General features: G+C 66.7%; 17 protein-coding genes. 5 read left to right on the top strand and 12 right to left on the bottom strand.

All coding sequences use genetic code 11. The features are described 5' to 3' along the window. Positions 1-35: 35 nt before the first annotated feature. The 8 genes from KW835_RS15980 to KW835_RS15945 form a co-directional block, all read right to left on the bottom strand. Positions 36-1,910: a hypothetical protein gene (locus KW835_RS15980; RefSeq protein WP_218384056.1), complete on the bottom strand. Its 1,875-nt coding sequence runs from the start codon at positions 1,908-1,910 to the stop codon at positions 36-38. Between the two features lie 407 nt (positions 1,911-2,317). Then, on the bottom strand, positions 2,318-3,115 hold the full coding sequence (locus tag KW835_RS15975) for an enoyl-CoA hydratase/isomerase family protein (protein WP_218384054.1): 798 nt from the start codon (positions 3,113-3,115) through the stop codon (positions 2,318-2,320). A gap of 88 nt (positions 3,116-3,203) precedes the next feature. Further along, complete coding sequence (locus tag KW835_RS15970) at positions 3,204-5,003, bottom strand: long-chain fatty acid--CoA ligase (RefSeq protein ID WP_218384052.1); 1,800 nt, start codon at positions 5,001-5,003, stop codon at positions 3,204-3,206. Continuing rightward, entirely contained in the window at positions 5,000-5,815 is an 816-nt protein-coding gene (locus tag KW835_RS15965; protein ID WP_218384050.1) for an ABC transporter ATP-binding protein, read from the bottom strand. The genes KW835_RS15970 and KW835_RS15965 overlap by 4 nt, the downstream gene beginning before the upstream one ends. 166 nt (positions 5,816-5,981) lie before the next feature. Then, positions 5,982-7,175, bottom strand: a complete 1,194-nt coding sequence (locus tag KW835_RS15960) for an ABC transporter substrate-binding protein (protein ID WP_218384049.1) — start codon at positions 7,173-7,175, stop codon at positions 5,982-5,984. 43 nt (positions 7,176-7,218) lie between these two features. Continuing rightward, positions 7,219-8,256 (bottom strand): branched-chain amino acid ABC transporter permease, encoded by a 1,038-nt coding sequence (locus KW835_RS15955; RefSeq protein WP_218384047.1) that lies wholly within the window; start codon positions 8,254-8,256, stop codon positions 7,219-7,221. Positions 8,257-8,346: 90 nt separating this feature from the next. Further along, positions 8,347-9,234, bottom strand: coding sequence for a branched-chain amino acid ABC transporter permease (locus KW835_RS15950; RefSeq protein ID WP_218384232.1), 888 nt, complete (start codon positions 9,232-9,234; stop codon positions 8,347-8,349). After that, the gene (locus tag KW835_RS15945) at positions 9,234-10,106 is read right to left on the bottom strand and encodes an ABC transporter ATP-binding protein (protein WP_218384046.1); all 873 of its coding nucleotides are present in this window, start codon (positions 10,104-10,106) and stop codon (positions 9,234-9,236) included. Before KW835_RS15945 ends, KW835_RS15950 begins: the two co-directional genes overlap by 1 nt. Positions 10,107-10,322: 216 nt before the next feature. On the opposite strand from KW835_RS15945, the gene KW835_RS15940 reads away from it, so the two are divergent. Beyond that, the gene (locus KW835_RS15940; protein ID WP_218384044.1) at positions 10,323-11,072 is read left to right on the top strand and encodes a TetR/AcrR family transcriptional regulator; all 750 of its coding nucleotides are present in this window, start codon (positions 10,323-10,325) and stop codon (positions 11,070-11,072) included. A gap of 84 nt (positions 11,073-11,156) precedes the next feature. Here the strand turns inward: KW835_RS15940 and cueR are convergent, their stop codons facing one another. From cueR to KW835_RS15925, 3 genes are all read right to left on the bottom strand, one after another. After that, on the bottom strand, positions 11,157-11,603 hold the full coding sequence (gene cueR, locus KW835_RS15935; protein WP_218384037.1) for a Cu(I)-responsive transcriptional regulator: 447 nt from the start codon (positions 11,601-11,603) through the stop codon (positions 11,157-11,159). Further along, positions 11,600-11,830, bottom strand: coding sequence for a heavy-metal-associated domain-containing protein (locus KW835_RS15930; protein WP_255593577.1), 231 nt, complete (start codon positions 11,828-11,830; stop codon positions 11,600-11,602). The genes cueR and KW835_RS15930 overlap by 4 nt, the downstream gene beginning before the upstream one ends. A 228-nt stretch (positions 11,831-12,058) precedes the next feature. Next, positions 12,059-13,117, bottom strand: a complete 1,059-nt coding sequence (locus tag KW835_RS15925) for a flavodoxin family protein (RefSeq protein ID WP_218384228.1) — start codon at positions 13,115-13,117, stop codon at positions 12,059-12,061. A gap of 151 nt (positions 13,118-13,268) precedes the next feature. On the opposite strand from KW835_RS15925, the gene KW835_RS15920 reads away from it, so the two are divergent. The 3 genes from KW835_RS15920 to KW835_RS15910 all read left to right on the top strand — a co-directional run bounded on the left by KW835_RS15920 (position 13,269) and on the right by KW835_RS15910 (position 18,029). Continuing rightward, the gene (locus KW835_RS15920; protein WP_304505168.1) at positions 13,269-15,488 is read left to right on the top strand and encodes a cation-translocating P-type ATPase; all 2,220 of its coding nucleotides are present in this window, start codon (positions 13,269-13,271) and stop codon (positions 15,486-15,488) included. A 115-nt stretch (positions 15,489-15,603) separates the two neighbouring features. Next, a complete protein-coding gene (locus tag KW835_RS15915) occupies positions 15,604-17,283 on the top strand; it encodes a methyl-accepting chemotaxis protein (RefSeq protein ID WP_218384033.1) in 1,680 nt (559 codons plus the stop codon). A 167-nt stretch (positions 17,284-17,450) separates the two neighbouring features. Then, entirely contained in the window at positions 17,451-18,029 is a 579-nt protein-coding gene (locus KW835_RS15910) for a hemerythrin domain-containing protein (RefSeq protein WP_218384031.1), read from the top strand. Between the two features lie 233 nt (positions 18,030-18,262). Here the strand turns inward: KW835_RS15910 and KW835_RS15905 are convergent, their stop codons facing one another. Beyond that, positions 18,263-19,366 carry an alkene reductase gene (locus KW835_RS15905; RefSeq protein WP_218384029.1) on the bottom strand — a complete coding sequence of 368 codons (1,104 nt, stop codon included), beginning with the start codon at positions 19,364-19,366 and terminating at the stop codon, positions 18,263-18,265. A gap of 186 nt (positions 19,367-19,552) precedes the next feature. Here KW835_RS15905 and KW835_RS15900 point away from each other — a divergent pair, with 186 nt between their 5' ends. Then, positions 19,553-20,803 carry a YbfB/YjiJ family MFS transporter gene (locus tag KW835_RS15900; RefSeq protein WP_218384027.1) on the top strand — a complete coding sequence of 417 codons (1,251 nt, stop codon included), beginning with the start codon at positions 19,553-19,555 and terminating at the stop codon, positions 20,801-20,803. The last annotated feature ends 2 nt before the right edge of the window (positions 20,804-20,805 follow it).

Raw genomic sequence — 20,805 nt, 5'->3', positions numbered from 1 at the left:
CGGCCCCTAGCGGCCGCGCCACGTGCCTTGCCTTGCTACTTTGCAACCAGGGTGCTCTTCCTGGGATTCTTCTGGGCGATGTCGATCACCTGCTGAGTGAAGATATTTCTCCAGGAGTCCCTGGTGTCATCTTCCACGAGCTGGGGCATGAAACCGAACACCAGCGTGCGCTCGCCCTTGACGATCACGCCCTGGCTTCTTTTGATGATGTCCGGGGCCACCAGCTCATAGCCTGGCCGGGGCGTGATGGCTGCATGGCCCTTGTACAGCTTGCGGGAAGTCTTGAGGCGGTGTATTTCATTGTTGATCATGAATATGCCGCCCCGTGTCTTCCATTCGATGCTGGCGATGCCAAAAATGTCGTGCATCCAGTCGAATGTCGGCTTGCCATTCTCATCGAACTCGCCCAGACGCATGTCCTGTATCAGAACGCCACCGCTCTTCCAATAGGCTGCCAGTTTGATCTTGATATTTTGCGGAAGAGCCGCCTGGTGGGGGATGAAAATGGCATCCATGTCCGTGGCCAGCAGATCATTTTCAAAGATATTCTTCTCGCCAATGATCCGCGCATCGATGGAAGGATGCTTGCTCAGGATCTTGTAGGCTTCGAACAATGCATCGCGGTGGACGTTGCGGCCTGTACTGCGCTCCCCATGCCAGACATAGAAATTGGTGGTGGAGCCGAGAATACCGACCCTGATTTTCTTTTGATTGTCCGCAGGCTTGCTTTTGGGAATATTGGTGGCAATGGCTGAGATTTTCTCGAAATCGATGGTTGCCGACTGATCGCGGGCCGCCTGCCGCTGAAAGCCTCCGATTTCAAATCCGATCACATTGTTTTGCTGAAACGATTTGGCGATGGTCTGGTTGATGACGGGAATCAGCTCGTCCGTCTTTTTCTGCCGCTCCCATTGTTCCGCGTAGGCGCCGACGATGATTTTCTTGTAGCCCAGCGAGCCCATGTAGTTGGAGAGGATGGGCAGTACATCGGCATCCGGGAGCAGCGCGTACCCGTCGAAGAAGTTGAAATCGATGACGGCGATGTCCGCGCAATCGACCACCTTCTCGAGTGCGCCCGTCGCATAGATGGCGTCATGGGAGGTGAACGTTTCTGCAAAATAAACCACGGCGGCAGCGCCCTTGTCGCGAATGGTCTTCGCGTACAGGCAGGTGGCCTGGCTCAGGCGGTTTTCGCGAAACTCCTTGTGGGCGTGAAGCAGGGGCTCCGCGCGGGGAGTCCCCTTGATGATGTCGCTGTTGTAATTGATGATCGGCTGCCGGGTGCCGTAGAGCTTCTGGAATTCATTTTGTGTGGATTCGTTGTAGTCTCTCCACTGGTATCCCGTCTGGCCGTATTTGATTTCATGCTCTTCCTGCAGGCCGATGGCATAACCCAGGATCCGCCCTGGATAACGCTTTGAGAAGTGATCGACCGTTTTGGAAATGAAATTGCGTGACAGTGCTCGAACCGCCTCGTCGGAAAAATCCAGCTGCCATGTCACTTCATTGGAGAAGTTCTTCATCAGGGCATGGGTATTTTCTTTATAAACCCATTTGGGGACGGTGAATTCTTCCTTGAGCCGTCTTCCGTCTGGATCCAGATATGGGCGGCCACCCATGTCAAGGACCAGGATGAGACCCAGGTCGTTGGCAACGAGCGAGTCCAGAGCCTGGTGGTAGTGCGAAAAGACGAAATTTCCCTTCTGGCGTTCGATGTCTGACCAGTTGAGGTAAAACGTTACGTGGGTAAAACCTTTTTTCTTTATTTCTTTGGGTAAATTTTCGTTCTGGCTGATATCCCAAGGCATCAGGATAATGCTGGATACAGAATCTTGGGGTGCCGCGTGGCTGGTGGTTGAAAATGCGAAGCACGCCAGTAACGCAATGCCAATGCCCAGGAGGTTTTTCATAAGATTCGGCGAAACAATTCTTGTAATTTTGTTTTGCGGCTGCCGTAAACGGCTGTTGCCATACGGTGCCAAAATGCCGGCCTGTCGCCGATTTTTGACGCAAGACAAATATGTATCTGAAATGTTCGTAATGTAACGCAGTTCGGTAAATGCCGTATTAGAGTCAACACGGTAAAAAAGATAATTTGTTGCTTTGGTACAAATTCATAGCTGGCGCACATACCACCAATACCGCGATCCAGAGAAACGGTTATTCAATGTTTGGGGAATAAATCACGGTGTGAGTGATGCAAGTGCACAACCGTGGCGCGATGTGCACGCGGGGGCGGCGGCAAACACGCCGGCATCGGCGCATGCGGTTCCAGCCAGGGCAGCGTCTGTTCGGCTGCCGCGCAGGCGGGGGGCGATCAAAGTCCCTTGAACTGAGGGCTCTGGCGTGCGTGGAACGCGTCGACTCCCCGGCGGAAGTCTTGCGTTGCTGCGCATTGCACAAAGGCGACGGCCTCCGCCGACAGTTGCTCTGGCAGGCTGCGCTCGAGTGCATCGCGCATCAGGCGCTTCATCGCCCCGTAGGCCTGGGTGGGTCCTGCGGCGAAGCGCTCGGCCATCGCACGGGCGGCAGCGTCGAGGCCATCCGCTGGCACCACGCGGTTGACCAGGCCCAGGCGCAACGCATCATCGGCCGTGAAGGCTTCGCCCAGCAGGGCGATCTCCAGCGCATTGCGCAGCCCCACCAGGCGGGGCAGCGCCCACGAGGCACCCACGTCGCAGCTGGTGCCCAGATTGATGTAGGCCAGGTTGAAGCGCGTGCCTTCGGCCACCAGGACGTAGTCGGCCATGAGCATCAGGCTCAGGCCCGCTCCCGCCGCCACGCCGTGCACCTGGGCGATGACCGGGGCGTTCATCTGCGCCAGCAGCGGCAGGGCCTGGTTCAGCGGCGTGAGGATGTCGATGGCTCCCTGCACGGGCTGCGCCCGCAGCGTGGCCAGGTCTCCACCCGCCATGAAGCCCTTGCCGCTGCCGCGCAGCACCACGGCACGCACCGAGGGGTCGGCAGCGATGGATTGCACTGCCGCGAGGAAGGCCTGCGCCATGGGGACGTCGATCGCATTCAGTGCCCCGGGGCGGTTGAAGCACAGAGTGGCCACCGCGCCTTCCCGCTCCAGCAGCAGGGGTGGCGGTGGCTGTACGACGGCGGATTTCATATAAAAAGACCTTCCAGCGCAGGCGTGGCAAGCGCCAATAGCTTCAAAATTAATAGCGTTTTGGTGGGCGAGGTTCTGAACCGCGGGGCTAGTGGTACAGCGCTTCGATCTCGGCGGCGTAGGTCTTGTAGATGCTTGCGCGACGCACCTTCATGGTGGCGGTGACTTCGCCGTCGTCGTGGTCCAGCTCCTTGGTGAGCAGGTGGAACTGGCGGATCTGCGAGACCTGGGCCAGGCGCTCATTGCCGCGGCGGATCTCGGTGTCTATGAGCTCGCGCACCTCCGGCGTCTCGACCAGCGAGCGGAAATGCGTGAACGCGATGCGCCGCGCCTCGGCCCATTTGCCCACGGTCTCGAAATCGATCATCACCAGCGCGCCGACGAACTTGCGGCCCTCGGCGACGATGATGCATTCCTTGATGAAGGGGCTGCCCTTCATGGTGTTCTCGATCTCGGAGGGCGTGAGGTTCTTGCCGCCGGCCGTGATCATGATGTCCTTGAGGCGGTCCACGATCTTGATCTGGCCGTGCTCCTCGCGCACCACGTCGCCGGTGTGCAGCCAGCCATCCACGATGCTGGCTGCCGTGGCCTCGGCGTTCTTGTAGTAGCCCGCGAACACCATGTCGCCGCGCAGATGCAGCTCGCCGCTCTCGGCAATGCGGTGCTCCACCCCCAGGGTGGGCACGCCCACGGTGCCCACCACCACCTGGTCCAGCCGGTGGCCCGTGACCATGCCGGTGGATTCGGTGAGGCCATAGACCTCGATCAGCGGCAGGCCCAGCGTGCGAAAGAAGCGCACCACGTCGGGCGGGATCGGCGCGGCCCCGGTGAGGGCCACGCGTGCATCGCGCAGGCCGATGAAGTTCTGCAGCGCACGGAACACCAGCCAGTAGCTCGCGGCCGACGCCAGTCGCTCGCCGAAGGTCCAGGTGCTGCGCGGCTTTTCGGCCACGGGCTGGCAGGCTGCGAAGGCGCGATCGAACAGCCGGCGGCGCAGGCCCCCGGTCTCCTGCAGCTTGATGTGGATGGCGGCGTGCATCTTTTCCCAGATGCGCGGCACGCCCAGGAACATGGTGGGGGCCACCTCGCGCAGGTCTTCCTGCACGGTGCGGATGGATTCGCCGAAGTTGACTTGCGAGCCGATGTAGACCGGCACGAAGCTGGTGAGCATCTGTTCGGCCACATGGCACAGCGGCAGGTAGGACAGGTGCGTGGTGGACGCGTCAAGCTGCAGCCGATCGACGATGCCGGGCACCACGCCACGGATGTTGCGGTAGCTGATCATTGCGCCCTTGGGCTTGCCGGTGGAGCCCGAGGTGTAGATCATCAGGCCCAGGTCATCCAGCGTCTGGCGCGCGAGGGCCTCGTCCACCAGCGCCTGCGACCCCGATGTGGCGCCCAGCGCCTCGACCTCGGCGAAAGTGGCGATCAGCGCGCGCACCTCGGGCGCAAAGCTGCGCAGGCCCTTGGTCTCCATGACGATGATCTTCTTGAGGTGCGGCAGCTCGGGCAGCGCCGCGAGCAGCTTGTCGGTCTGCTCCTGGTCCTCGCAGACCATGACCTCGATGTCGGCATGGCCGACCACATAGGCCACCTCGTTGGTGGGGCTGGTGGGGTACACGCCCACGGTGACGGCGCCGACCAGGCCCGCGCCCATCTGCGCGAGCACCCATTCGATGCGGTTCTCGGAGATCACGCCCACATGGCCGCCCGCCGGCAGGCCCAGCGCGCGCAGGCCCAGGCCGAAGTGGCAGGCACGCTCGTGGTAGCGGGCCCAGGTGAAGGGCTTCCAGATGCCGTAGTCCTTCTGCCGGATGGCCACGCGGCCCGGCTCGGTGCGGGCGCGCTCGCGCAGCATCTGGGGCAGGGTGAGGTCGGGGAGGGTCATGACAGCCATCTCTTGCGCCGTTTGTAGTGCTTGATGTCCTTGAAGCTCTTCGCTTCGCCGCTGCCGCCCATGCCCAGGTAGAACTCGCGCACGTCGGGGTCGTTGGCCAGGCGCTCGGCCGGGCCGTCGATCACGATCTTGCCGTTCTCCATGATGTAGCCCTGGTGGGCCACGGCCAGGGCCACGGTGGCGTTCTGCTCCACCAGCAGCATGGAGGTGCCGCGCTCGGCGTTGATGCGCGCGATGATGGTGAAGATGTCTTCCACCAGCTTGGGTGACAGGCCCAGCGAGGGCTCGTCGAGCAGGATCAGCTGGGGCTGGGCGATGAGGGCGCGGCCGATGGCCAGCATCTGCTGCTCGCCGCCCGAGAGGTAGCCGGCCAGACCCTTGCGGCGCTCGTGCAGGCGCGGAAAGTAGGCATACACGCTGTCGAAGTCGGGTTTCGCGTCGCTGCGGCCTGTGAGCGCATAGGTCGCGGCCACGAGGTTCTCTTCGACCGTGAGGTCCTCGAACACGCGGCGGCCCTCCATCACGTGCGAGAGGCCGCTGCGCACCAGCTGCTGCGGCGGCAGGCCCGCCGTGGGCTGGCCGTTGAAGCGGATGCTGCCCGACTCCACCGTGCCGTCTTCGAGCGCGAGCAGGCCCGAGATGGCCTTGAGCGTGGTGGACTTGCCCGCGCCGTTGCTGCCCAGCAGCGCCACGATCTGGCCACGCGGCACGGCCAGCGACAGGCCGCGCAGGGCCTGCACGACCTGGTTGTAGATGACCTCGATGTTGTTGACTTCGAGGACGAACTCAGGAGCGTGCGGCATCACGGTCTCGGCGGCTGGGAAGGAGCACTGCGAACCGCGCCGCACCCGGCGCATGCCGTGGGCGCTGCTCTGCCAGCGCACCCGTGGAACCGGCTTTGCCGGGCCTCGGGGTGCGTCCCCCTGAAGGGGGAAGGCGCGAAGCGACTCAGGGGGGGTGTCAGGAACATCAGAGCTTGATCCAGTCGGAGGCCGCCACCATTTTTTGCGCCTTCATGTCCGCGCGGTACACGCGCCCCACGGGGATGGAGTTGCCGCTGATGGTGATGGGCACGCCGATCAGGCCGCCGGTGTCGAAGTCCTTGATGCTGTTGAGCGCGGCCTTGAGGTTCTTGCCGTCGAGCGGCTTGCCCGCATCCAGGCAGCGCTTGGCCGACTCGGCGAACAGCATGGCGGCGAGGAAGCCCTGCACGTAGGCGGTGCTCTGGTACTCGGGGCGCATGGCGCGGATCTTCTCCAGCATGGGCGCCTTCTCGGTGTCGTAGTAGTAGCGGTAGGGCATCACGCCCATGAAGCCGTCGGCGGCCTCGCCCATCTTCATCACGGTGGAGCTGTCCATGGTCCAGAAGGTGCCCATCCACTTGCTGGTCATGCCCTGCTGCTTGCCCTGGGTGATGAACTCGGGGATGGGCGCGAGGATGTAGCCGTGGAAGATGGTGTAGTCGGGCGCGGCACGGCGCAGCTTGATGACCTCCCCCGAGACGTCCACGCTGCCCGCAGGCGTCATGATCTTGATGGGCACCGACAGGCCCAGCGCCTTGGCGGCTGCCTCGCTCTTGTCGATGGGGTCGCGGCCGAACTCCGAGTCGGAGTACACGAAGGCCACCTTCGCGCCGGGCTTTTCCTTGGCGATATGCTTGAGCAGGATGCCGAACATCTCGGTGTAGTCCGGGCCCACGAGGAACTGGTTGGGGTACTTCTTGGGGTCGTTGAGTTCACTGGCGAACGATGCGCCCGCCATCAGCGTGGTGCCCGCGCGGTCGAGCTCAGGGTTGATGGTCTTGGAAAAGCCCGTGGAGTCGCCGTAGTAGAGGTTCACCTTGTTCTGGCTGGTGATCTTCTTGTAGGCGGCCACCGAGACGTCGACCTTGTAGCCCGTGTCCTCGGGCACGTACTTGAGCTTGCGGCCCTTGATGCCGCCCGCGTCATTCACCATCTTCACGTAGTCGCCGATGCCGGCGTTGATGCCCACGCCCGCGAACGCGAACACGCCGGTGAGCGGGATGGAGCCGCCGATCACGATGTCCTCGCCGCTGGCCTGTGCGGTGGCGGTGAGCGGTGCGGCCAGCGTGGCGCCGGCCGCGAGCAGCAGGGAGCGGCGGCGCTGCGATGCCAGTGCGTTGGTGGGGGTGGTGCTGGGCATGGTGCTTGTCTCCTTCATGGTTTTTTGGCTGCGGCGGGGCCCCTCAATTGCGGAACGGCCACAGATGGAAAAAGCGGCGAATGCGCCGCCACACTTCTGCGAGCCCCTGTGGCTCGAACACCAGAAATCCGATGATCAGCAGGCCGAAGATCACGGTGCGCACGGGCGAGAGGAACACCGTGAGCTCGTTGCCGCCGGGCAGCAGGTCGACCACGAGCTTGAGCAGCTCGGGCACCATGGTCATGAACACCGCACCCAGGATGCCGCCCAGGATGGAGCCCATGCCGCCGACGATGATGGCCGCCAGGAAGAAGATGGACATGAGCAGCGGAAAGCTCTCGGGCGTGACCACACGGAAGAAATACGCCCACAGGCCCCCGGCCACGCCCGCATAGAACGACGACAGCCCGAACGACAGCAGCTTGTAGCGCAACAGCGGAATGCCCAGCACCTCGGCCGAGATGTCGCGGTCGCGGATGGCGATGAAGGCGCGGCCCACGCGCGTGCGAAACAGGTTGGCCGCGCCCAGCAGCATGAGCACGGTGACCGGCACGATCACCCAGTACAGGCGAAACGAGGTGTCGAGTGCCAGGCCGAATAATTTGGCGGGCGGCACGCTCAGGCCGCCGGTGCCGCCCGTGAACTTCCAGTTGGCGAAGATGAAGTGCGCGATGAAGGACGCGGCGATGGTGGCGATGGCCAGGTACAGACCCTTCACGCGCAGCGAGGGGATGCCCACGACGATGCCGCCCAGCATGGCCACGAAGCCTCCGGCCAGCAGGTTGAGCACGAAGGGCGTGCCCACGCGCGTCTCCAGCACGGCCACGGTGTAGGCCCCCAGGCCCATGAAGGCGGCCTGCCCCAGGCTCACCAGGCCCGTGTAGCCCGTGAGGATGTTGAGCCCGGTGGCGCTGGCCACGTTGATGCTGACCAGACAGGCCAGGTAGAGCCAGTAGTCGCTGGCCATGAAGGGGAAGAGCAGCAGCAGCGCGGCGGCCACGGCCAGCCAGACCTTCTGCGTGCGCGAATCGAACAGCGCCGCATCGGCGACGTAGGATTCCTTGAGGGTGCCGATGCGCATCAGGCCTCCCGCCGGGCCGCCCCAAGGGAGGCCTGCGCCCCCTTGGGGGCCAGTGAATACACGAAGTGATGAACGTGGGGGCGCATGTTTTTAGAGTCTCTCGATTTCGTGGGTGCCGAACAGGCCGTAGGGCCGCACCAGCAGCACGGCGACCAGCACGATGAAGGTGGCCAGGAGCTTGTATTCACCGCCCAGGTAGGCGCCCGCGAGCGCCTCGACCAGGCCGATGAGCAAGCCGCCCAGCAGGGCGCCGAGCACGCTGTCCAGGCCGCCCACGATGACCACCACCAGCACCGAGAGGCCGAACACGCCCATGCTCGACGAAATGCCGCCAATCGAGCCCACGATGATTCCCGAAACCGCCGCGATCATGGCCGAGGCGACCCACGCCAGCGAGAACACGCGCGGCACATTGATGCCGACCGAGTAGGCGGCCGCCTGGTCGCTGGCCGTGGCGCGCAGGGCCACGCCGCCGCGCCAGAAGCGGAACACCAGCAGCACGGCAGCGATGAAGGCCACGGCGATCATGGCGCCCCAGAACACCTTGGGCGCGAGGAAGGCATCGCCCACCATGATGGGCTTGGTGGGCATGAACTCGGGCAGGCGGCGCTGGTCGGCGGTCCAGATCATCTCCACCAGGCCCACGAGCACCGAGGCCAGGCCCACGGTGACCATGAAGACGGAGATCGGCGGCTCGCCCAGCAGCGGCCGGATCATGGTGCGCTCGATCACCGCGCCCAGCAGGCCCGAGCCCAGCACCGCGGCGGGGATGGCCAGCCACAGCGGGAGTGCGAAGGTGGCGGCGAAGGTGAAGAACAGGTAGGCGCCGACCATGAGCAGCTCGCCGATGGCGATGTTCACCACGCGCGTGGCCTTGTAGACCATGACGAAGGCCAGCGCCGCCAGCGCGTAGAGCCCACCGCCGGCGATGCCGGTGAGGCTGATCTCGAACAGATAGGCCCAGTCGACATTCAACATCATGCGACGGCCCCCTGCACGGGTGCAGCGGCTCCCGCCCGGAAGCGGGCGCGCAGGTCGCCCACGTTGCCCGCGCCCAGGTAGGCACGGACCACCTCGGGGTTGGCCTGCACCTCGGCCGGCGTGCCCTGGGCGATGACCTGGCCGAAGTTGAGCACCACCACGTGGTCCGACAGGTCCATCACCATGCCCATGTCGTGCTCGACCATGAGCACCGTCACACCCCATTCGGCGCGCACGTCGAGGATGAAGCGCGCCATGTCCTCGGTCTCCTCGCGGTTCATGCCGGCCACCGGTTCGTCAAGCATCAGCACCTCGGGCTGCATGGCCAGGGCGCGTGCCATCTCCACGCGCTTTTGCAGGCCGTAGGGTAGGGCCGCGACGGGCGCGTGGCGGATGTGGTCGATCTCCAGGAAGTCGATGATGCGCTCCTCGATGTCGGCGCGGAGCTGCGCTTCTTCGCGGCGCGCACGGCCGATGTAGAGCAGCGCGTCGAGCACGTTGGTCTTCAAATGCGCATGGCGGCCGAGCTTGATGTTGTCCAGCACCGTCATGCCGCGAAAGAGCGCGATGTTCTGGAAGCTGCGCCCCAGGCCCAGGCGGGCGCGCTGCGGTGCGGGCACGCGCGTGATGTCCTGGCCACGGAAGCGGATGGCGCCGCTGGCGGGCCGGTAGAAGCCCGAGATGGTGTTGAACAGCGAGGTCTTGCCCGCGCCGTTGGGGCCGATCACGGCGGTGATGGAGCCGGCCTGCACGCCAAAGCCCACGCCGGTGAGCGCCTTGACCCCGCCAAAGGCCAGCGTGACGCCGTCGACCTGCAGCAGGGGGCCGGGAGTGGCGCCTGCGGCGCCGGGGCGGGGGTGTGTCTCCATCGGTCTTTCTACGGGTTTGCGCGAACCGGACAGATGCCTACTTTTACGTAGACTGTTTACTCACGAGTAGATTCTGGGTGGCGCGGCAGGGCGGGGCATCGGTACTTTCCCCCGGTCGCGCAGACGGCACTGACGTCCTTGCGGGGCCCCCGCTGGCAAGGGCTGCCGATGTCCCGGCGGCCCAGGGCATGGTGACGAACAGGCTCTAATACGCACATGACCAAGACGACGACCATTGCCGCGACGAATGCGACACCCCGACGCAAAGGGGCCGCTCCCGCGCCCGCCGTGGCGGCCTCGCCGTGGGCTCCGGTGTCGCACCGCGAGCGCCAGCGCGAGGCCAAACGCAATGCCGTGCTGCAGGCCGCGGCGCAGCTGTTCAACGAGCGCGGCTTTCACGCCACCTCGCTCGACGACATCGCAGCGCGCCTGAACGTGACCAAGCCCACGCTGTACTACTACGTGAAGAACAAGGACGAGATCCTGCTGCAGTGCGTGAGCCAGGGCCTGACCATGATGCTGGAGGGCATCGACGCCTCGCGCGCCGCAGGCGGCAAGGCCATCGACCAGCTCATCACCTGCATGCAGGTCTATGCACGCATCGTCACGCAGGACTTCGGCATGTGCCTGATCCGCGTGGGCGACGAACAGGTGCCGCCCGAGAGCCGCAAGGAGCTGCGCCGCCTCAAGTCCGCCATCGACCAGGAGTTCCGCCGCCTGGTGGCCGAGGGCGTGTCAGAAGGCTCGCTCGCGCCCTGCGACCCGAAGATGACCGCCTTCGTGATCGCGGGCGCCTTGAGCTGGATCGGCCGCTGGTACAAGCCCGGCGGGCAGTACACGCCCGAGCAGGTGGCGGCGCAGTGCATCGATACGCTGCTGGGTGGGGTGCTGCGGCGGGTGGATGTGCCGCAGCCTGTGGCGGTGTCGGCGGCGGCTCCCAGGAGAAAGCGGTCAGCCGGCGATTGATGGCCGAGGTTGTGGCCCTGGATGCCGCGCCCGCGGCATGGGCGGGGATCGGGAGCCGACATTGAGCGATTGCTCGTCGTCAGGTCAACCGCCCGCCGCCCCCGCCAGGTCATCCAGGATCGGGCAATCCGGCCGCTCGTTTCCCTTGCAGCACGACACCAGCGTCTGCAGGCTGCGCTGCATGGCCTGCATCGACGCTATGCGCTCGCTCAGGTCGTCGATGTGGGCCTGGGCGATGCGTTTGACCTGGCTGCTGGCGCGGCTGCGGTCGTGCCACAGGGCGAGCAGCTCGGCGATCTCTTCCATCGAGAAGCCCAGGTCGCGGCTTCTGCGGATGAAGTGCAGGGTGTGCACGTCGGCCTCGGTGTACTGCCGGTAGCCGCTGTCGGTGCGGGCCACGGCGGCCAGCAGGCCCAGGGACTCGTAGTGGCGAACCATGCGGGCCGAGATGCCGGCGCTGCGCGCGGCTTCGCCAATGGTCAGGGGCCGGCCGCTGGCCCGGCCCTGGACGCGGGGCAGGGTGGCGATCATGGCGCGACCGTGTAGCCTTCTTCGGCAATGGCGGCGGCGATGGCGGCCCGAGGTGCGGTGGCGTTGCCGACTTCGACGCGGCCGGTGCTGCGGTCGATGCGCACGGTGGCGTCGGGGTCGGCCGACTGCACGGCCTGCGTGACTGCGCGCTCGCAGTGGCCGCAGGTCATGCCCTGCACGTCAAAGAGTTGCGTGGCGGCGGGGGAGGTGGATGCGTTCATGGTCATGGTGGGCTCCTGGATGTCCTGGAAGGTGGTCCGACGGGTATCGGAAAGGTTTCAGGACGCCAGCGTAAACCTTCACACGATGGCAGGGTCAAGCGGCTGGGCCGAAACCCTGCGAAACCCTGCAGTCATTGCGCCGGTTGCTTGCGGACAGGGCAGTTAGCGCTATAAAAAATGTAGCTACAAGCGCTTATCCATCAAGCGATTGAGGCCATTTTTATCTCAAAAAAACTACTTGGGACGGGGGCGGCGCACTGCGGCGTCGGGCTGCACCAGCCGGCCTGCGCGCAGCTCGGTGATGGCCACGGCCAGCGCCTGGGCGGCGCCGCGCACTTCGGGCTGCATGGCGGTGTCGCGGTCCAGGCGTGCATTGGGGCCTGCGTCGATGAAGCCCATCCAGTCGAGCCAGTCCGACAGGCCCCGGCGCGTCATCTCGATGCCGGCCACGTCGCCGTGCACGGCCAGCGCGTAGGCGCGGCCGGCCAGGTGCTTGGGGTAGTCCCAGCCCGCAAGCTCGAGCGCCTTGGCTTCGGTGGCCTTCTTGCCGTGGGTGCTGGTGGGGTCGGGATTGCCGCCGTCGGCGCACACCAGGCTGTCGATCATGAGCTTGAGCGGGCTCGGTGTCTGATACCAGTACACGGGGGTGACGATCATCACGCCGTGCGCGGCGGTGAAGCGCTCGTAGATCTCGTTCATCCAGTCGCCGGTCTGGCGCGTGGCGTGGTTGGGGTAGCAGCTGCACGGAATGTGGCACAGCGGCATCGCGGTGGAGACGCAGCCCTTGCAGGGGTGGATGTGGCGGCCGTAGTCGGAGGTGACTCGGCTCAGGTCGAGCAGGTCGACCTCGATCTGCGCGCCCGCCAATGTGTCGCGCGCCATGTTCAACAGGCGCCAGCTCTTGGAGATCTCGCCGGGGCAGGTGCCGTCGTTGCGGGCCGAGCCGCACACCGGCAGCGCACGGGGCGGCGCTGCCTTGTCGGCCCAGCGGGTGCGGGCGGCATCGATACGCTCCTTGGTATCGATCCAGTCCACCGACAGCTCGTAGTCGGGGTCGGCATAGCCCGGGCCGGCCTTGCGGGTGCGCGGCGCCTTGCGGCCTTCGTCGTAGTTGCGCCAGGCGATGGCTTCGATGCGGTCGAGCGCGTCGGCGGCCTCGTCGGCAAAGCGTGGGTCGCGAAAGTCCTGCTGGAAGCGCTCGCGGAAATCGGCGCGCTTGAGCGGCGGCGGGGCCTGGCCGGTGCGAGGCTGTGGCGGGGTGGTGTCGTGGGCGGGGGGCGTGGAGGTCGTCATGTGGCGTTCGAGCACTGCCATGCGGCGGTCTCGTATCGGACAAGACGCCGTGAGGGGCTCGGCAACGCTTGACCTTGCCATGATGTCAAGGTGTACCTTTCAGACCATGACTGCTTCCAGACCCCTCCTCTCTCCTCACGATCCGTCTCCCATGGCGGCCGCCCCCGCGCCGCTGGACCTGGGCATCGGCGGCATGACCTGTGCCAGCTGCGTGTCGCGCGTGGAGCGTGCGCTGCGCAAGGTGCCCGGCGTGTCGGATGCCACGGTGAACCTGGCCACCGAGTCGGCGCGCGTGGCCTGGGCGCCGGATGCAGCGCCCGATGCGGTGGCCATGGAGGCGCTGCTGCGCCGCGCGGTGCGCAACGCCGGCTACGAGCCGCGTGCGGCAGGGCAGGCCGAGGCGGCCGAAGACCTGTCGCCCTGGGCGGGCTTCCTGCCCGTGGGCGTCGGCCTGCTGCTGTCTGCGCCGCTGGTGCTCCCCATGCTGGGGGACCTGTTCGGCCAGCAGTGGATGCTGCCCGCGTGGCTGCAGTTCGCGCTGGCGACACCGGTGCAGTTCATCCTGGGCGCGCGTTTCTACAAGGCCGGCTGGCATGCAATGAAGGCGCTGGCGGGCAACATGGACCTGCTGGTGGCGCTGGGCACCAGCGCGGGCTGGGGGCTGTCGGTGTGGCTGTGGCTCACGGCGCCCACGGACCACCCGGGCCATGTGCCGCACCTGTACTTCGAGGCCTCGGCCGTGGTGATCACGCTGGTGCTGCTGGGCAAGTGGCTGGAGGCCCGCGCCAAGCGACAGACCACGGCCGCCATCCGTGCGCTGCATGCGCTCAGGCCCGAGGTGGTGCACCTGCTGTCCAAGTCGGGCGAGGTGGATGTGCCCGTGGCCGAGGTGATGGTGGGCGACCTGCTGGTGGTGCGCCCCGGCGAGCGCATCCCGGTGGACGGCACGGTGCACGAGGGCCACACGCAGGTCGATGAATCCATGCTCACCGGCGAACCCCTGCCCGTGGCGCGCGATGTGGGCGCGGGCCTGACGGGCGGCTCCATCAACGGCGATGGCCGCGTCGTGATGGCGGTCACCGCCGTGGGCTCCGAGACGGTGCTGGCCCACATCATTCGCCTGGTGGAAGACGCGCAGGCCGCCAAGGCGCCCATTCAGCGCCTGGTGGACGAGGTCTCGGCCATCTTCGTGCCCGTGGTGCTGGGCGTGGCGCTGTGTACCCTGCTGGGCTGGCTGTGGGCCGGTGCGGGCGTGGAGGTGGCACTGATCCACGCCGTGGCCGTGCTGGTGATCGCCTGCCCCTGTGCGCTGGGCCTGGCCACGCCTGCGGCCATCATGGCGGGCACGGGCGTGGCGGCAAAGCACGGCATCCTCATCAAGGATGCGCAGGCCCTGGAGCTGGCGCACAAGGTGGACACGGTGGCCTTCGACAAGACCGGCACCCTCACCGTGGGGCAGCCGCGCCTCACGGCCTTCGAGGTGGTGGCGGGGCAGGACGAGGCTGCCGCCCTGGCGGCCGTGGCCGCAGTGCAAAGCGGCAGCGAGCACCCGCTGGCCCGCGCCGTGGTGGCCGCAGCCCGTGCGCGCGGCCTGCCCGTGGCGCAGCCCGATGCCGTGCGCGCCGTGCCGGGACGTGGCACCGAAGGCGAGGTGGATGGCCGCAGCTACCTGGTGGGCAGCCTGCGCTGGATGCAGGAGCTGGGCGTCGATCTCGGCCCGCTCGCAACGCGCGCGCAGGCATTGCAAGCCGAAGGTTTCACGGTGTCTGCCGTGGCCCAGCGCAGCGCACAGGGGCTGGTGCTGCGCTCGTTGATGGCGTTTGGCGACGAGCCCAAGCCCGGCGCGCGCGAGGCGCTGGCGGCACTGAAGGCGCGGGGCATCCGCACCGTGATGGTCTCGGGCGACAACCGGGGCGCGGCAGAGGCCATGGCCCGGCGCCTGGGCCTCAACCCTGCAGCAGGGGATGTGATGGCCGAGGTGCTGCCGGGCGACAAGGCGGCGCAGGTCGTTGCGTTGCAGACGGGTGGCAAGACCGTGGCAATGGTGGGGGATGGCGTCAATGATGCGCCTGCTCTGGCCGCCGCCGACGTGGGCATGGCCATGGGCAACGGCACCGATGTGGCCATGCACGCTGCGGGCATCACCCTGATGCGCGGGGACCCTCAACTGGTGGTTGCAGCGCTCGACATATCGCACCGTACGGTGATGAAAATCCGGCAGAACCTGTTCTGGGCTTTCGCATACAACGTGGCTGGGATTCCCTTGGCCGCGCTGGGTTATCTGAACCCCGTGGTGGCAGGGGCCGCCATGGCCTTGAGCTCGGTCAGTGTGATGGCGAATGCCCTCTTACTGAAGCGGTGGCGCATGTGATAAATACGTACAGCGCGGTCTTCGATGTCTGGCAAACTGCAACTTTTTGTTGCAGAGCCGACTGCGCGGGGGCGTGGTTCGCAGCCCTCCCATACCGATAAAAGGACGACACATCATGAATCTCTTTTCGTTCATGCGGCAATTCACCATCCGAATGCGCATGCTGGGGGCCATTGCGGTGGTGCTCGGGCTGCTCGGCCTGCTGGGAGGCGCAGGCATGCTGGGCATGTTCCGCATCCATGACATGAGCCAGAACTTCATGGACAACTCCTTCGCCAAGGTGGGCTACATGGCCGAGCTGCGCGGCGAGATGGGCGCGATCCGTCAGCACGAGAAGGACATGATCATCGGCTACGAAAAGACCGAGGCGGTCAAGGCGGCGCACACGAAATGGCTGGCCAGCCAGGAAAAGGCCAAGAAGATCGCCGCGAAGTTCCTGGAAGGCGAAGAGGATGCGGACAACGTGGTGGTGCGCAACATCGTGGCCAAGCTGGACAGCTACCGCGATCTCTTCGGGCACGTGGCCCGCCAGCTGGAGGCCAGCGGCTACGACACCGCCACCATCGCCAACCGCATGAGCGGCAAGGCCGTGGCCGAGTTCGACCAGGCCGACAAGCTGGTGAGCGAGCTCGACACCGTTCTGCGTGCGCAGGTGGACACCTCCATCGAACAGCAAGGCCGCGTGTCGAGCGAGACCAAATGGCTCTTCGTGCTGGCCGTGGTCATCACCGTGGTGGTGGTGGTGCCCACCACGCTCATGAACATGAACTCGATCTGCAACCCGCTTGAGGAAGCCCGCCGCATGGCGCAGGCGATTGCCGGTGGCGACCTGTCGCAGAAGATCGAGGCCGAGGGTAAGGACGAAGTGGCAGACCTGCAGCGGGCGCTGCGCGACATGCAGCAGGGCCTGGGCTCGCTGGTGGCGCAGGTGCGCGATGCCAGCGGCAACATCGCCACCGCCAGCCAGGAGATCGCCACGGGCAACCAGGACCTGTCGCAGCGCACCGAGCAGACGGCCAGCAACGCGCAGGAAGCCGTGTCCTCGCTGTCGCAGCTCACGTCCACCGTGCAGCAGACGGCGTCGTCCTCCCAGATGGCCAATCAGCTGGCCGCATCGGCATCGAACACGGCCACGCACGGCGGCTCGGTGGTGCAGGAGGCGGTGTCCAGCATGCAGGAGATCTCGGCATCGAGCCGCAAGATCGGCGACATCATCGGCCTGATCGACTCCATTGCCTTCCAGACCAACATCCTGGCGCTCAACGCTGCGGTGGAAGCCGCGCGCGCTGGAGAGCAGGGCCGGGGCTTCGCGGTCGTGGCCAGCGAGGTGCGCAGCCTGGCGCAGCGCAGCGCAGCGGCTGCCAGCGACATCAAGGGCCTGATCAACAACAGCGTGGCTGCCGTGGACGGCGGCGTGCGCCATGTGGAAGGCGCGGGCACGGCCATGAAGGAGATCGTGGCCAGCGTGCAGCGCGTGGGCGACATCATCGGCGAGATCACTGCGGCAGCGTCCGAGCAGTCCGCCGGCATCGGCCAGGTCAATCAGTCGGTCGGCGAGATCGACCGCATGACGCAGCAGAACGCTGCGCTGGTGGAGCAGTCGGCCGCAGCGGCGGAGTCGCTGCGCGAGCAGGCCGCGCGCCTGTCGCAGGTGGTGCAGCAGTTCCGCCTGGCCGATTCGATGGGCCATGGTGCGGCGCACCACGCTCCACATCCCGCAGCGGTAGCCGCGCCGGCACAGCGGCAGGCACTGGCGGGCAGCGGCGCATCCGGCCGGGCGCTGCTCACCCGCTGAGCTGGCGCTGAAGGCGCCATGCACACGGCCCTGCAGGCTTTGGCTTGCAGGGCTTTTTTCATTGCTGCGCCTGAAGCTCTTTGGGCAGTGTTTGACCTGCGTCATGGGCCGCAGCGCGCCTGCGTGACAACCTCGGGCTGTTGTTGTGTCCACCCTGGAGAGTTGCCATGCCGTCCATCAGCCTGCGCACCATTCGCGAAGAGCATGCGTCGCTGGCAGCGGTGCTGCATTCGCTGCGCCTCTTGCTCGACCAGGGGCCTGGCGACGAGCCTGCCGCGTTTTTCGACGTGATGCGCGCGATGCTGTTCTACATCGACGAGTTTCCCGAGCGCCAGCACCATCCCAAGGAATCGCAGTGGCTTTTCCCCAAGGTGGCCGAGCGCTCGCCCGAGGCCGCGGAGGCCATAGCACAGCTCGAACGCGAACATGCCGGAGGGGAGGCTGCCGTGCGCGAGCTGCAGCATCTGCTGCTGGGCTGGGAACTGATGGGCGAGTCGCGCCGCGAGGTGTTTGCGGATGCGCTGCGCAGGTATGTCGGCTTCTACCTGGAGCACATGCGGCTGGAGGAGGCCGTGGTGCTGCCGGCCGCGCAGAAGAGTCTGGCAGAGGCCGACTGGACCGCCATCGACGCTGCCTTTGCGGGCAACGCCAACCCGCTGGCGCAGGGCCCTGCGCGGGACCCGGCCTATGACCGCCTGTTCACCCGCATCGTGATGCGGGCGCCGAGCCCCATCGGGCTGGGTTGAGCGCAGGACAGCGTCAGAGTGCCGGAGGTTGTACGGACTCGGAGTCTCCCGCACCGCGCTGCCAAATCACCCCACACCGTTCACGCTGAGCATGTCGAAGCGCCGCGCAGGGCTTCGACAGGCTCAGCCCGAACGGTGGGTGAGATGCCACCCTGCAGAACGATTCAACGGTGTGGATGGCGTGGACTGAGCGAACGGTGCGGACTGTCAAGCGGCCCGCCGGGCTGTTCCCGTCACGCCGCCAGCGCAGGATAGTCCGTGTACCCCTCGGCACCGCCGCCGTACAGCGTGGCGCGGTTCACCTCGTTCAGCGGCGCGTCCTTTTGCAGGCGCTGCACCAGGTCCGGGTTGGCGATGAAGGGGCGGCCGAAGGCCACGATGTCGGCACCGTTGGCCAGCGCCGTTTCGGCCAGGGCCTTGTCGTAGGCGTTGTTCACCATCCAGGCGCCCTGGCCGCCCGCAGCGCGGTATGCGGCCTTGAGCGCGGCATAGTCGAAGGGACGGTCCGGAATGTCGCGCGGGCCGCCGGTGGCGCCTTCGATCACGTGGATGTACGACAGGCCCAGCGGGCCCAGCTGGCGCACTACATAGTCGAACAACGGCTGCGGGTCGGCGTCCACCACGTCGTTGGCGGGCGTGACGGGTGACAGGCGGATGCCGGTGCGGCCGGCGCCGATCTCTGCGGTGATGGCGTTGACCACTTCGAGCAGCAGGCGGGCGCGGTTCTCGATGCTGCCGCCGTAGGCGTCGGTGCGGTGGTTGGCGCCCGTCTTGAGGAACTGGTCGATCAGGTAGCCGTTGGCGGCGTGCACCTCCACACCGTCAAAGCCTGCATCGATGGCCGCGCGTGCGGCGCGGCGGTAGTCATCGACGATGCCGGGCAGCTCTGACAGCTCCAGCGCGCGGGGCACGGACGTTTCGGTGAAGGTGGGCACGCCGTCCTTGATGAGCACGGTCTTGGTCTTGGCCTGGATGGCCGAGGGTGCCACGGGTGCGGCGTTACCCGGCTGCAGGTCGGTGTGCGAGACGCGGCCCACGTGCCACAGCTGCACCACGATCTTGCCGCCGGCGGCGTGCACGGACGACGTGACCTTCTTCCAGCCCGCGATCTGCTCGGGCGCATACAGGCCCGGGACGTCGGCGTAGCCCTGGCCCTGGTGCGAGATGGCGGTGGCTTCGGAAATGATCAGCCCGGCGCTGGCGCGCTGCGTGTAGTAGGTGGCCACCAGGTCGGTGGGCACGGCGTTGGGCGAGCGGTTGCGCGTGAGCGGCGCCATGGCGATGCGATTGGCCAGTTGCAGGTCACCGGCTTGGACGGGGTCGGACAGGAATGGCATGGGATGAAACTTCCGGATAGAGCGTGGGATGAAAACGTCGGCAGGGGCCATCGTTCGAAGGCCGAAGGTTAATGCTGCAGCGCGAAACGTGCAGCGCACTGGCGTCAACAAGGGCTCTGGTTTTGTGCTATTGGCTCGAGCTGCCCGGCCAGCGCGCAAAGGGCGGCTGCGGCAAAATTGCACGCCATGCCCTCCCACCCCGCACCGCCCGGCGCGCCCCGGCCATCCGCCCCGTTGCCCGCGCTGTGGCTTGCGGTGGCGCTCTCCATGGGCGCTGCGGTGTCGCTCGGTATCACGCGGTTCGCATACGCGCTGCTGTTGCCGCCGATGCGCGAGGACCTGGGCTGGAGCTATACGCTCGCCGGGGCGATGAACACCGTGAATGCGCTGGGCTACCTGCTGGGCGCGCTCGCCACGCCATGGCTGCTGCGGCGCGTGGCGCCCGGAACCGTGCTGGTGGCCGGTGCCGCGCTGGCATCGGTGTTCATGGGGCTCAGCGGGTTCTTCGTGGATGCGGTGCCGCTCCTGCTGCAGCGCCTGCTGGCCGGTGGGGCCAGTGCGCTGGTGTTCATCGCGGGCGGGTTGCTCGCGGCCCGCCTGGGTGCGCACGTGGAGGGGCGCGGCGGCCTGCTGCTGGGGCTGTACTACGGCGGCACGGGCTGGGGCATCAGCCTGTCGGCGCTGCTGGTGCCCGCGGTGCTGGCGGGCGCGCCCGCGCCGCATGCCTGGGGCTGGGCCTGGTGGGCGCTCGCGCTCGCCTGCGCGCTTGCCACCGCAGCACTGCTGTGGCCTGCGCGGCGGCTGCAGGCCCTGGCGGCTCCGGCGCCCGCAGCCACCGCCTTCAACCTGCAGCACCCGCCTGCCCGCTTGCGCTGGCGGGCCCTGGCGCCTGCGCTGCTGGGCTACGGCCTCTTTGGCGTGGGCTACATCGGCTACATGACCTTCGTGGTGGCGCTGCTGCGCGAGCAGGGTGCGAGCGGCGCCGCAGTGACCTGGTTCTATGCACTGCTGGGGCTGGCCGTGGTGCTGTCGTCGCGCATCTGGGCGGGGCTTTTGGACCGCAGCCGGGGCGGGCAGGCGTTGGCGCTGCTGAGCGGCCTGCTGGGCGTGGCCACGGTGCTGCCGGCGCTGACCTCGTCGTGGCCGGTGGTGCTGGGCTCGGGCCTGCTGTTCGGCGGAGTATTCCTGTCCGTCGTGGCATCGACCACGGCCCTGGTGCGCCACAACCTTCCCCAGGTGCTCTGGGCCAGCGGCATCAGTGCATTCACCATCGTGTTCGCAGCCGGGCAGATCGTGGGGCCCACGGTGGTCGGCTGGATCGCCGACGGCCCGGGCGGCCTGGCGCGCGGGCTGGTGTTCTCGGCCTGCGCGCTGTGGGCGGGGGCGCTGGTGGCGTCGCGCCAGAAGCCGCTGTCCGCGCCAGCCGCCAGCGCCTGAGT

It is taken from the genome of Acidovorax sp. sic0104, from assembly GCF_019219095.1.
Classification (GTDB): Bacteria; Pseudomonadota; Gammaproteobacteria; order Burkholderiales; family Burkholderiaceae_C; genus Acidovorax.
The sequence above is the reverse complement of the archived record's forward strand: the minus strand, read 5'-3'. Positions and strand labels throughout refer to the sequence as shown.